Consider the following 13,198-nt stretch of genomic DNA (forward strand, 5'->3'; position numbering starts at 1 on the left):
GTGTATTGGGCTGAACCGCCTGCCATCGTTCACGCGGAGAAGCAGGTGTATATCTCGCTGATGCAGGCTTGAATTTCGCGCTCATGCGATGAGGTTGCGTCAACGTAGCCGGAACGTTTGAAGTGATGGTTCCGCGCCCTGATGTAGTGGGTGAGCGCTGTTCGATAGTCGCCGGCAATCTTGTGCAGATGCCCGAGCTGAACCTCCACATCTTCCAGGCTGTCAGGGTTGAAGGCATTGGCATAATCGCGGTACTGGTCATAGAGCTTCAGCGCCGCGTCGAAATCTCCGTCTTCCTTCGTGACATTGGCGAAGACGGCAATCATGTCGGTCTGGCCATTGTCGACGACCAGTGCACGCAGGGCGGCGCGGGCCTGTGACCATTTGTTTTCCTCCACGAGCCGCATGGCATCGCGGCGGCTCTGGTCGAGGCCGGGGCGGCTGGAACCGTTGCGCGCGATATTGACGTGGCGGGCGATTTCCCGGTCATCGGGGGCAAGCTGAAGAGCTTTTTCATACCAGACGAACGCCGCCTTCAAGTCGCCCTTGCGATTGAAGAGGTGGCCGAGCTGAACGTGAATATCGACATTGCGGGGATGCAGGCCCTGATATTTGCGGTAGGCCGTTTCTGCGCGATCGTGGTTCCCGAGTTCCTTTTCGGCGTGGCCAAGCTGCACAAGCAAGTCTGTGCGTGCCGGGCTATCGGCAATGGCGCGCCGGTAAAAGGTGACTGCGCTTTGCCAGTCACCGCGATTGCGGGCGGCATCCGCCTGTGCCCCGGCGGACAGCTGTGTCTCAACCGCAGCACCGTTGTCTGCCGGTTTCGGCTGGCGCTTGGCTGCTTGCCCCGAGAATGGCAGGCGGATCATGACTGTGCCTCGCGAACCATCGATAGATCGCGCAGCCGTACCCACGACGTCTCGCTGTGTGTATCGACAATCTTTACACGCAGTTCAACGAAGCGGTGTTCGGCACGGATCTCGGTTGAAAGATTGCCGGAGAAAGAGCCTGCTATCGTCACTTCCTGAAGAATATCGAGGCCGGAATTGGCAACCAGCTGTATGGCCAGCTTGGCATTCATTTCCTGCACCAGATCGATCTGGATACGCCACGACCCCGTCTGAAAGCTGCGCTTCGGCCCGACGAGCAGCCAGCCAGGGCTGACCTTCCATCCATTGTCGACAACATTGACCGGCTGGCGCAACAGGTCCGGCCCGATCATCCAGCCGGACCCCGGTACCTCGCGCACGAAAATCAGCGTCTCCTGACCATTCAAATCATAGGAGAGGCCAGCCGGCATGCTCCGCGCCGCACTGCTGTCGTCCTGCACGCCTTGCGCCTGGCCCGATTCCGCCAGCGTATCCCAAAGCGACACCCGGCCTTCGCGGCGGGCAATTCCAACAATCGTCTTGACGACCTCCTCGCGCGCCATCGTGCCCCGCCGCAGGTCGAACTCGAATGCGAGCCGCTCCTTGTCGGTGGGCTCGCGCCCGAGAATCTTGGAAAAACCGTACCGCAGAAATGCCACGTCGCTGTCAGGCGCAAAACGGGCAAAATTTTCAAGCAGCGCGAACTGATCGGCGGGTCGGCGTATGACCTGTGCCGAGAAGTCGCCAATCTTCTCGGTGGTCTCGGGGGCAACGGACCGAAGGGCGTCGATGACTTTCATCCTGTTGGTTCCATTGCGAATGGCCTGCGCCAGATCATGCCGGTCGTCCGCGCTCAGATCCGTTTCGGCCAGGTTGAAGGCAGCGGCCCAAGCGTCGACAAAAGCGTCGGCCGGCAAGGAAAAGACATCCTTGGGCAGGGCTTGCAGCGGTATCTTATGCAGCTCGGCGATTGTCATGTTTGCGTCCCAACATCTGTTCGATCATCACAACGTGCCGCGCAGCCACGCGCGGATAGGAGTTCCATTCCGCCGCCTGCCGGCGGTCGGCGTCACGCAAACCCAGAAGGTCCGGGTTCTGGGCGAGACTGACAAGAGCTTCGGCAACGCAATCCACGTCCACCGAGCGCACGACATGGCTGATGGGCCACATGTCCCGCAACACCGATGAACGGGAGCACAGGAGGGGACGATCCGCCGTCATGGCAATCCGCGCGGCGCCGGTCGCCGTCTCGGTCGAGGCGCCATAGAGAAAGGCCAGCAGGTTGCATTGGGCCAGCTCGTCGCTCAGCTCATTCTCGTCGATGAAATCAAAGCGGGCTGTTGCAACGTCATGCAGGTCAAAATGGGTCAGGAGATTCTCGATCAGCACCCTGGACGCCCGGGATTCATCGTTCGGAACCACGCAATTGAGCAGTTTGAGGCGCAGTCGCGGTTCGAAAAGCCGCGCCTTTGCAAATCCCTGCACCAATATGTCGATGTTCTTGTGCGGCATCAAAAAGCCGAACGAACCGATGGTGAACGCGGATGGATCGGGTTGCGCACCCCCGCCCGTCGCCTCGCGCACCCCGTGGGGAACAACAATGGCGTTGGGATGTCCCGCCTTGGCCAGGAGCCCCGCGTCCTCTGCCGAATGGACAAACACGATATCGAAGCTCTTCGTCCAGTCCAGATTGCCGCCGCGCAGCGTTTCCTTCACGCTGTGCATGGTTATCACGCGCAGCTTGTGGTTGATCTGCAGCAGGGTTTTCAACAGCAGTTCCATGTCTGATGTTGAGAAGTGGCCGGGATGATGCTGCATCCACAGGACGTCGCCCTTTGCCTCCTCGATTTCCGCAATGAACCGCATGAGCGAGGTAAGATCATAGCCCCACGGCCGCGATGTGATATCAGCGGTTTCGGCCGTCCTGGCGGCTGCGCTGTCCGGCAAGGCATCATCGAGAATGCGGCGCGCATAGATATGCGAGAAACGGCCGGCCAGTGCCGGGGTGGAAAATAGGTGCCCGGCATAGGTCGCAAGGCCACACTGCTGTTGCCACGACGAAACGAGGTCGACAGTCCACGGCCGCTTGGGGGAGACGATCAGTTTTACCGGTTTGGCGATGGCCGCAAGAACCCTGGCAGCCACCGAATTCCATCCGGTATGCGCGTCCAGAAAACGTTGCGCATTTTTGCTGCGCATGCGCGCCTCCTCCTCATTGTAGAGCGCTGCGCGCATTTGCGCGCCAAGATGCAGGGTGGAAGGCTCGGCCCACAAGCTCAATGAACCCGATACATGAGCCAGCGACGGCGCCATGTGGTAGTCAACCAGCCATGCGGTGGAAGGGGTGCAGAAATCCACCTGGCCGCTGTAGCCGGTGGTTACGACGGGGATTCCCAGGCGCATTGCCTCCGCCAGGGGCAGGCCGAACCCTTCGCCCCTGCTCGGCGCAACGACAAGCGATGCGGTCCGGTACAGCGCAAGCAATTGCTCGGGATCGCAATAATCCTCGATCAGAATGACGGGTGGCGCCTGTTTCAGCTGCTCTTCGAAGCGGGCCATGACGGATTTGAGGATATTGTCTGGATTGGGAAAGGTTTTGATGACGAGCTCAACCGGCTCATCCTGTTTGAATGTCCTGGCGTAGGCCTCGACAAGCGCATCCACGCCCTTGCGCGGGAAGCAGGATGACACGTGCAGAATCCGTGCCTTGCCATGCGGCGGCAGCGGCGATTCCGCGGCAAGTCCCGCATGGGCCTGGATATGGTCCGTCCCGTTGCCGACAACTTCGACAGGAATGGTCAATCCGGATTGTACGAAGGCTTGTTTGACGAAATTGGACGTTACCATCAAGAGATCGAGATCGCGGTTGAAACGCGAGACAAGATATTGCGGTACTTCCAGCTCTTCCCAGGCAAAATTGACATAGGCGTTGAAGCGTCCAAGCATGTCATGGGTCGCCGGCGGCCAGGTATTGCGCAGGTGAATATCGAATGTTTCGCCGGCTGGATAATGGGCAAGCAGCCGGCGCTTGACCTCCGGCATGGCATTCAGGCGGGAATCGGTTTGCCAATCGGATTCGTGCGTGTAGCAGACGATTTCAACGCCTGATGCAATCAGTGCTTGTGCCAGGAAACGATTGACGATGGCCAGGCTGTAGTCACCCTTGAACACGCCATCAAAGAAAATGCGCTTGCCTGCAAACCTGGCAAGCAAACCTCTCATATCGTCTATATCTACATCGAGCGAATAAGGTGAAGTAAATAATTCACTGCGCATTCACTGCTCTCCAAGTGCGTTTGAAGCTTATTCCATAATGAAAAATAGAGTTGTAAATGAAATATATTATATATCGAAAGTATATTATTGTCATGCGTGGTTAATATTACAGATTGCAGCGACGTATATCGCTGCAATCTGTGTTTATGTTTTTATATCAAGACGCTTTTGCTTCATCCGTGGTGTAGCCAAGAGCGGTTTCACGTTCGGCGATCAATGCGCGTGCTTGATCAACGGCGGGGCCCCAGTAAGCCAAGGGATAGCAAGCCTTCGCCTGTTTCGCCTTGGGGGATGTGAACTGGAGAACGCCTGGCTCAAGGAACGCGCTCTTGTTGCCGAGGTCGAGATAGCTCTCGGCCTGTGCGCCTTCCGCCCAGATCACGTCATGCTCTTCGAGTTCGAGGTGGAAATAGTCAATTGGACTGAGAATGATCTCCTGCAAAATTGTTGTGCCGTTGATCAGCAGTTTTGCAGGAATGAGCGAGCCTTCGATAAACATGCAATGATCAGGAGAGACGAAGAGGTCTCTTGACGGCTGGTTTTCCGATATTGCTCCGGCGCGGATTCGAATGGGTAACTCGTCGCGAGGTTTATCCATGGCCTTCGGATCGAGCTTCCGGCTTCCTATCCACTTGATCGGGACTGCACCATTGTTCACGGTGAGAACAATGTCGCCAATCTTCAGGAATTCGACGGCGACTTCGCCGCCAGGTGTTGCGATGAGCGTTCCGCGAACGAAGCACGGAGTAAGGAACGTGACAGTGTTGTCACTGCTGGTGAACTGGTAGGTTGCCCCTGCTGGAATCTGGTAAGATGCAAGAGGTTGCAAGACACCAAGAGGGCCGTAGAATGTAAGCGTATTTCCGCTGAGCTGCACGCTGGCCGCGTTGACGACCGTTACCTTGTCACCATTGTCCACATTGATGATACTTGGCGGAGTGCTGAGATTGAGGTTTACGGTTCCTGGGTTGTATGTGAAATGTCCGGTGCCGCCGGCGGTAGCGAAGTCGATTGTGGTGCCGTTCAACAGGCTGGCAGCAATGGGAGCGGCGAGGATTGTCAGATTGGTACCCGCGCCAATATTGTAATGGAATGTTGAACCTGCCGTTACACTGAGAAGTGCCGTATTGACCGTAAGATTGGCGTTGTTCACGAGATTGATCGTCGTGCTGGTGACAACACCGGCACCCGCGACATTGGTCAGCGTGACATTGACGCCATCCACAGTGAGGATGCCGTTTGAAACCAGGCCCAAATTCACCGTGTCGCCGTTACTGGCGTTGCTGGAATTGATGGTCTGGTTGGTGTTGGATACAAGTTGAACGTTTAGCAAAGTCATGACAAATCCCTCTCTGTTAAGAGCTCGGTGTTCGTTGCTTGCATTCCCAGAGTGGGGCGGATCAGAACTTGTAGTTCAGGCCGACGCGCACGCTGTGGAAATCAGACGTTGCGTCTGTCGAAATAAAGTCATTCCCGACCGTATGCGTGCCGAGATTGATGTATTGGTATTCGAGTTTGGCTGTGAGGTGGTCTGTGAAGGCATGTTCGATACCGGCGCCCGCGACCCAGCCGGCCCGGGTCTTGCTCTCGCTGGCGGCGTTGCCGATGCTGTCGGAAATCGAGTATTTGACATTGCCGTAGGCCAGGCCGCCCGTTCCGTAAATCATCGTGCGGTCAAATGCATATCCGAGGCGCGGACGAACGGTGCCGAACCAGTCGATCTTTGAGTGGGCATCGAAGTTCACGCGGCCAAGCGGACCGGAAATGCTGTCGCTGATGTCGCCGCCCTGGAAATCCGCTTCCAGGCCGAGAACGAAATTGTTGATCTGATAGTTGTAACCGATCTGGGCGCCGCCGAGAAAGCCGTTATCCTCCAGGGTGCCGATGCTGCCGAGGAAATTGCCGCCTTCGCGAAATCCAACGCGGTCATTTCCAGAAAATGCATAGCCGGCGTTCACACCGGCATAAAAACCCGTCCAGGTAAAAGCCGGTGCCGTGAACACTGCTTCCGGCGGAGCTGTATCAGTGACGGCATCGGCGGCATAAGCATTGCCCGATAAAACTGCGGCTGCAAAGAATAGACCGATAGCACCAAGTTTCTGCATAACTTTCACCTTCAAAAGACCAACTTCGAGGTGAAGATTGCCATAGATTATAATTACGATATATACTTTAATTACATTGGTTTATCTAAATATAGTCGCCAGATGTCTGTGTTTGTCGCGTTTTGTATTGCAATGGGAAATATCGCTTCAGTCCTGATGGTTAACGGATTCCAGTTTCATTGCGACCGCATCCTGTTCGGGCTGCGGATCCGAACCGGACTGGTAATCTTCGGGAGTGCCAATCTCGCTATGGACCGGACTTAATTCGACGTGCCAGTGCGCGATTGAGCCCTCGATGGAGCCTGTTTCTGTAAAGAGGCGAATTTCAATCGGTATTTTAGGCCGTTCAACCCGGAAGGTCGTTTCCGCTGCGAACGACCCTGTTCCGGACGGGCGAACGCGGATTTTACCCAGTATGTCCTCGCTGTAGATTTCGATCGTAAAAATCTGTCCGTAGATATTCTGATCAATATCCAGGAAAAACCGGACGTTCCACTCGCCGGCCGGAAGATGGAAGTAGGGACCATAGACGAGGCAGCGGGCCTGTCCCACGAGGTCGATTTCACCTGTCGCTGGCTCGCCTCCCTTGTCGGCAAGCAGGAAGCTTTCCTGTGGCCAGACAAGCGAGGACACCCGATCCCTCAATATTTTGCCGTTGAATGGCTCGAGAACCTTGAGCGCTATTTCCCGCAGATCATCGGCGATGGCGTCGCGGCCAACGCCGGGAGCGGCATAGAAGTGATTCATTTTCGCGGCAGATTCTTCAAGGGTTGGTATCTGATCGATGCGGGTAATCAACCCACCGGCATCGGCTCCCAGCAGCTTCAAACACCGGGCCATCGCCGTCGTCGTCAGGCATATTCCCAATTTTCGGCAGATGTAAGCGAGAACAAGATGAATTTGCGTCGCGCCAAATCGTTGACGTTCAATTGAAACGAGCAATGGGTGCGATTTCATTTGCGAAAGACAAGCAATACTTGCTGATACAGCCTGGGTAATTCCACTGTCCTGTCGGCTCAAATGCTGAACAAGATAAAACACGGAGTCCAGCACATCTTCGCTAAAGACAATGCAAGGCGTTTTGGATCGAAGAAAGAAGTCACAGAGAGCGGCATCGGGATGATGTGCGAACACGATGACGGTGTCACTCGTTCTAGTGCTCCAGGCGTTTTTTAGATCGGGCAGGGTTTCAATGGGGAAGAAACAGTAATCTGGATAGGCCTCGCGCACGATGGCCTGAAGCGCTGTAATACCCCAAGTTGACATATGTCCCGGTGTTCCAAACGCAACCAAGAGCGTCATCGATTTCGTTCACTCCCTATAGGCTATGTGCCATTGAAGAGACGATCGTAAAGCGATCCAACAGCTTGTTGATAGCGCTCTGGAGAAAAGCGTTCTGCCTGCTTTGGACCAGCCAGGGAAAGATGATTGCAAAGGTCGGTATCACACGCAAGGGCCCTGATGTTTTTACGCAGCGCGTCGGTGTCATAGGGATCCACCATGAGGGCTGCATTCCCTGCCACCTCCGGAACCGACCCTTCGGTGGACGTAAGGACTGGGGTTCCGAGTTGCATGGATTCCAGGATTGGCAGCCCAAAACCTTCATAAAGCGATGGAAACAGGACCGCTCTCGCACCGCGGATCAGGCTCACGAGCAATGGATAGGAGACGAAATCAAAACGATGAATCTGGCGCCCCGGTATGATCCTGTCCTGAGTTCTGGAGTAAAACCGGAACCGTTCGTCATCGATCAGTTGCTGCGTTTGATCACCTTGCCAGCCGGGCGCTCCAACAATAATGAGGGGCAAGTCAAGTTTGGCGGACAGATAAGCCTCGATGAGGCGGGACAGGTTCTTTTTCGGTTCAAACGCACCAAAAAACAAAAAGTATTTTTTCCAGGTAAGATTGAAAATTCCAGCGATTTCATCGGCGGCGACGTCGTCCGATTTGCTGCGAACGCTAAGCGGTATATGGACGGATTGATAGGTATTCGTAACCCGGTCTTCCTCGATATCGAGAATGCTGATGATATCCCTGCGTGATTGCTCGGACACAGTAACGATATGGTCGGCCGATTTCGCGATATGCCGCAGCAAGTTGTAATGATACCGCTTATTGTCTTCGGTCAGGTATGGCAAACGCAGTGGAACAAGATCGTGTATTGTGCAGATGTTCAGCGCGCCGCGAACCTTTATCGGCATGGGATAGGTGCAATGCCAAAGATCGGGCTTCTGATCAAAATTTAACTTCAGGCTGTCGCCATATAGTTTGAAGTGTTTGCGCGCCAGCTGGAAAACATCATTGCTCGCATAAAGGAGATCAGCACCACCAAGATTGGATTGTTGCGATTTTACAATAACCGTTCCCGTCAATGGAATCAGTGCCGGTTTCACGCCAAATGGTGCTGCAATGCGCCGGCGGATCCACCTGCGCGTATTGGCCATTTTGCTGAGTGTGTATGCCGCGCTATCGTCAAACAGTGCGACTTCCCTCAGCAGTGGGGCCTTGGGCAGATTGCCCTGGATCGAATGAACGACCCCTGTTGTAAGGCCTATGTTTTGCGCTGTCTGAATAAGACCCCGCACATATGTTGCAATGCCTGTGCCCTTTTTGAGTGAGATATTCAGGCCGTCGTAGAAAACTGTCTTGACCATGAGGACGTGTTCTTTCGAAGCGTAGCGGGTTCGATTGCGACTGGATTCTCAATATGGATCGCCGGCGGAAATGACTAAAAGCCAATCTTCGCCGATATTTTCATTCGCCAGTTCGTCAGCGGTCACAACATGTGTCTGCCCCTTGAAATCGAGGTGCCGCAACGTGCCGTAGACCGCCGTCAACCGGCGAATGAATTCAACGCTGTTTGCATACCGGAGCGCATTAAACTCCATGACAATCATGGGCTTATGGCGTTTTATGGTTTCTTGCATCGCATCAAAAATATGTTCCTCCGCGCCTTCCGCATCGATTTTTATGAAGTCCACCCGCGCGTAGGACTGACACAGCTGATCGAGCGTCGCCGTGCGAACATTGACGAGAGATCCCGAGACAGCATCCGCGACGAAGCCGGGCTCCACCACTGCCGCGTTTTTGGGCTCATTGTGAGGGATGTAGAGGGAGACAAGCTTGTCGTTGGTATCGTTGAGTGCGATTTGTTCGAGGCGGGTACGACGCAGAAAACCGTTGAGATCGATGCTGCGCCTGAGAAAATCCATGGCATGGGGGTTGGGTTCGATCGCAAGCAACTGCCCCGACGCACCGACAAGCTCCGCCAGCAGGACCGAATAGTAACCGAAATTTGCCCCCACATCGACGGCGACCATGCCGGCGCGTACGTTCCGGGCACAAAACTGGGTCAGCCAGATTTCCCAGTACCCGTCCAGGAGAAGGTGTGATCCAAAACCGCGATCCCGGGTGTCGATATAGAATTTGTAGCGGCCCAGAATGCGCGCAACCGCTGTGTAGTCGCCGAGATAGGCGCTGCGTGCGAGGTTTTGAACGGCCAACTCCAGATCCGGGCGCTTGAAGCTTGCAATCTCATGGAGGTGAAGCAACGATTGGGATGGCATTGTTTACTCTCACGGCAGCTGCTCCCAAGGGAAGCATAGGGCGGTAATGGTCTCGTTGTTCAAGTCTCCGCATTTCGGCGGATCAGACGTTACTTTCTTGCCAGTTTCATTTCGTTGCCGCAGCCGCGCTTATGCCGATCGAGGTGGCGGACAGAGCAGGGGATGCGACACCCTGAAAGATTGCCATGACCTTCTGCCATTCGGCCCCTGATGCATTGGCAATGTAAATGACGTCGCGCGGCTGCATTTCGAATCGTTGCATTGCCAGCATCGTGCTCGTGTTCTTCATGTTGAAGCGGTACACCACGGGGATATATTCGCCGGAGTTGAGAAGCGGGTTGCCGGCGGGAAGAAAGCGTCTGGCAACGGAGGCGAGTTCGTAGCGCAGGACGAAGACGCCATTGGCATCAGCGCGGTTGTCGTTCAGGCCGGCCGCCTTGGCCAGCGCGTCGGCCATGGAAATCCGGGATGCTTCAAACGGAATTTCGGCATTGCGTCCAGCCGCACCCAACACAAGAATGGTGCGCGGTTCGCGCACGACGGTGATGAGATCCCCGGATTTCAGGCGTATGTTTTCCGCCGGATTTTCGATAAGCACGTCGAACGGAATACGGGCAGTCACGCCATTGCGCGTCAACCGGATGATGCTCTCGCTGGCTGCTGCCCGGATACCGCCCGCCGAAGCGATGGCATCCAGTATGCGTTCGCCAGCACCCGAAAGGGAAATCCGCGCGCCGGAGGCAACTTCACCGGTAACGGTGACGGAATTGGCCGTGCTGCGCTGAATGGTGACAAGCGCCTGGGGCTGGACGGCCTTGCCGTCAAGGGCCGCAGCGATCTGGCGCTCCACTTCGGAGGGAGTCCGCCCGGCAACGGCAATGCGTCCGGCATAGGGCACGGCGATCGTGCGATCGCCCGAAACGGTTTGCGGCGGAATGACTGTCGATCCGCCGGAGGATTGTTGAAAGCCTGCTGCGGTGATGTTGCTGCCGAACAGGCTGCCGGGCGGCGCTTCCCACAGGTTGACGCCAACCACATCGCCGACTGCAATGCGCAGGTCGCTTGTGCGCGGCCCGGCGCCAAAGCGATTGACGAGGCTTTCGCGCGGCCGCGTCGCCGCATAGGAAAGCACGGCGTCGTTCACGTCGACCATGGCGTAGTTGGTGCGCGTTTCCGTTTTCCGCTGCTCGACGATCTGCGCGGTTGAAGGACCCGAACCGGGAAGTGCGCAGCCGGAAAGGGCAATTGCAGACATCATGGTGAGAACCAGCCCCGCCGATGCGGATCGTCTCGGCTCCAAATACCGATGAAAGGGATAGAGCGGCATCACGATGCTTGGCAGTGAAGGTCCAGCTTGCCTCTTCAGCATGTCTTACGTGCTCTTTTCGTGAAATCGCATCATTGCCGACGGGCTCATTCCATAGGCATTCCGATACAGCGACGAGAAACGTCCCGGATTTGAAAACTGCAGATGCATGGCCAGGTCGGTGACATTGCGCGCACTGCCGCTGACGATTGCATCATGCGCCGCCGACAATCGGTACGCGCACAGAATGTGCATGGGGCTGGTATCGCGATATTCCTTGAACATACGCTGCAGGGCGCGGGAACTGCAGCCTGCCGCCGCCGCAATTTCATCGAGCGTGATCGAATTGTGAATGTTCTCACGCATGAATGCTTCGGCGTTCTGCAGATAGCGCGGTGAAATTCTCCGGGAGGACTGGTTGCTCAGGGCGCTGACGTTGTCAGGCCTGGTCATGAACAGCTTGGCGAGCAGCAATCGTTCATACACGCCCGCCAGGACATCACGGCCTGAACCCGCTGCCGCCGCTATATCCTCGCTCACGTAGCAAAGCGTCTGGTACAGCGCGGAAGCGCTGCCGGTGCGGAAATCATGCAGGGGCGAAAATGCGAGCTCCTGAAAGTACGGGCGCCGCATCAGGCGTTCGAAGTGTTCACGCAATGTGGGTACGGGCACAAGATAACTCACCCAGGAGCTGGCCGGATAAAGTTTCGCCTTGACCCCCGGGCGGTCGAACACGCCGGTGGCGGTTCCCGCCGGAATATTCTGTATCTTGCGGTTCTTGGTATCGATGAGATCAACCGCGCCCTTGAGCACGAATACAAAGCTTAACGTTGCACCAATACCATTGGACGCAACTTCCAATCGGCCGCTTGTTTCACCATAAACGATGGATGTCTGATGTAATGGACACACCTGGCGTTTGAAGCCATAACGTCCCTGTTCATCGGGGAAGCCCGACCAGCGCCAATTCCCGTCCATCTTTTCAACATTGCCGGATATGTCGCCGCTTGAGCTCGGAAGAGATCTGTATTCAGAACGTTCCATCGGATTCTTATACATTCACTCCCCCCAAAAAACCCAAATACCTCAAGCAACTTCTACAACGGAAGTTCAAGATCAACTTTAGACGTTCAAGGAAGTTCAGACTACGAGAAGTTTTACAGAAATAGCAACTAAAGAAATTGTCATAACAAGTTTTTCACTTATTCTGATTAATTCAAAATTTAAATACAAGTTTACGTACCCCGTACAATACAAAACAATTGTTCAAGTCGTGAGATTTTTGAACACTTTTTTCAATATATATATTGACGTAAGCGAGAATAAATTGACGTTTATTATATATGTTTGTCGTGATGTGTATAATTTACACGCGTGATGCCAAATCACGCACGCCCGGGGGCGGAGGGCACCTTGTATGGATGAAACGCCGCGGCGAACCAACCCGGGGGATCGCACTGCGATCACCCGAAGGCACTTCACGACAAAATTATGGGTGTCCTTGACGGGGCAGCGGCCCCCCACGGTACCGATTCCAGCGGAAAATACGCTATATTTTACCGTTCGGATTGAGGGGCGATGCATCGACAGCCGCCTGAATCGTTCTTGACGTGACGGATGGGCGCGCTCGGTTGGCGGCATCGATCATTTCGTTGGTTGGATCACGCAAGACATTATACACGATCGGAATGGCCGCCTTGGCATATTCCCGGTATGTCTGACGGACAAAATCCGGAATGCTGTCCCAGCTCTGGTTTCCAGTATATTTCTGGGCGTGGATAGCCTTTGCCATGGATTCGATTAGCTTTTCGTGTGCATTCATATATTTCTTCTCACTTCTTTGATAACTCCAAGGCAAAAAGAACGATCAATATGTAATTTACTTATACATATGAAGAGAGAGAATTCCGGTATCTGAGTAAACATCGGAAATTAACTGCGTTGCTGCAAGGGGCTTTCCATAATTGTTCCAGGGGAAATGGAATATATGGTTAGCGCAGCTTTCCTGCAGGCCGAGAGCCTATGGTCCCGCACCCGTTTGGCGATGATGAATTCCAGCGCTTGGCGCTGCGTCGC

At 55.1% G+C, this 13,198-nt stretch carries 11 protein-coding genes; all 11 read right to left on the bottom strand.

Going from position 1 to position 13,198, the window contains the following annotated elements; translation table 11 throughout:
- Nucleotides 1-29 precede the first annotated feature (29 nt).
- On the bottom strand, nucleotides 30-869 hold the full coding sequence (locus tag ACZ5FP_RS23570) for a tetratricopeptide repeat protein (RefSeq protein WP_464664489.1): 840 nt from the start codon (nucleotides 867-869) through the stop codon (nucleotides 30-32).
- On the bottom strand, nucleotides 866-1,846 hold the full coding sequence (locus tag ACZ5FP_RS23575) for a hypothetical protein (protein WP_464664490.1): 981 nt from the start codon (nucleotides 1,844-1,846) through the stop codon (nucleotides 866-868). Before ACZ5FP_RS23575 ends, ACZ5FP_RS23570 begins: the two co-directional genes overlap by 4 nt.
- Entirely contained in the window at nucleotides 1,824-4,091 is a 2,268-nt protein-coding gene (locus ACZ5FP_RS23580; protein WP_464664491.1) for a glycosyltransferase family 4 protein, read from the bottom strand. The genes ACZ5FP_RS23575 and ACZ5FP_RS23580 overlap by 23 nt, the downstream gene beginning before the upstream one ends.
- A gap of 211 nt (nucleotides 4,092-4,302) precedes the next feature.
- On the bottom strand, nucleotides 4,303-5,484 hold the full coding sequence (locus tag ACZ5FP_RS23585; RefSeq protein WP_464664492.1) for a Hint domain-containing protein: 1,182 nt from the start codon (nucleotides 5,482-5,484) through the stop codon (nucleotides 4,303-4,305).
- Between the two features lie 61 nt (nucleotides 5,485-5,545).
- On the bottom strand, nucleotides 5,546-6,250 hold the full coding sequence (locus ACZ5FP_RS23590; RefSeq protein WP_464664493.1) for an outer membrane protein: 705 nt from the start codon (nucleotides 6,248-6,250) through the stop codon (nucleotides 5,546-5,548).
- Nucleotides 6,251-6,397: 147 nt separating this feature from the next.
- Nucleotides 6,398-7,552, bottom strand: coding sequence for a hypothetical protein (locus ACZ5FP_RS23595; RefSeq protein WP_464664494.1), 1,155 nt, complete (start codon nucleotides 7,550-7,552; stop codon nucleotides 6,398-6,400).
- A gap of 23 nt (nucleotides 7,553-7,575) precedes the next feature.
- Nucleotides 7,576-8,904 carry a glycosyltransferase family 4 protein gene (locus ACZ5FP_RS23600; protein WP_464664495.1) on the bottom strand — a complete coding sequence of 443 codons (1,329 nt, stop codon included), beginning with the start codon at nucleotides 8,902-8,904 and terminating at the stop codon, nucleotides 7,576-7,578.
- 48 nt (nucleotides 8,905-8,952) lie between these two features.
- A complete protein-coding gene (locus tag ACZ5FP_RS23605) occupies nucleotides 8,953-9,816 on the bottom strand; it encodes an FkbM family methyltransferase (RefSeq protein ID WP_464664496.1) in 864 nt (287 codons plus the stop codon).
- A gap of 106 nt (nucleotides 9,817-9,922) precedes the next feature.
- Nucleotides 9,923-11,074 carry a polysaccharide biosynthesis/export family protein gene (locus ACZ5FP_RS23610; RefSeq protein WP_464664497.1) on the bottom strand — a complete coding sequence of 384 codons (1,152 nt, stop codon included), beginning with the start codon at nucleotides 11,072-11,074 and terminating at the stop codon, nucleotides 9,923-9,925.
- Nucleotides 11,075-11,188: 114 nt separating this feature from the next.
- Nucleotides 11,189-12,166 (bottom strand): helix-turn-helix transcriptional regulator, encoded by a 978-nt coding sequence (locus ACZ5FP_RS23615; RefSeq protein ID WP_464664498.1) that lies wholly within the window; start codon nucleotides 12,164-12,166, stop codon nucleotides 11,189-11,191.
- Between the two features lie 505 nt (nucleotides 12,167-12,671).
- Nucleotides 12,672-12,944 (bottom strand): hypothetical protein, encoded by a 273-nt coding sequence (locus tag ACZ5FP_RS23620; protein ID WP_464664499.1) that lies wholly within the window; start codon nucleotides 12,942-12,944, stop codon nucleotides 12,672-12,674.
- Between the last annotated feature and the right edge of the window lie 254 nt (nucleotides 12,945-13,198).

This window comes from Phyllobacterium sp. T2-21 (assembly GCF_055378485.1).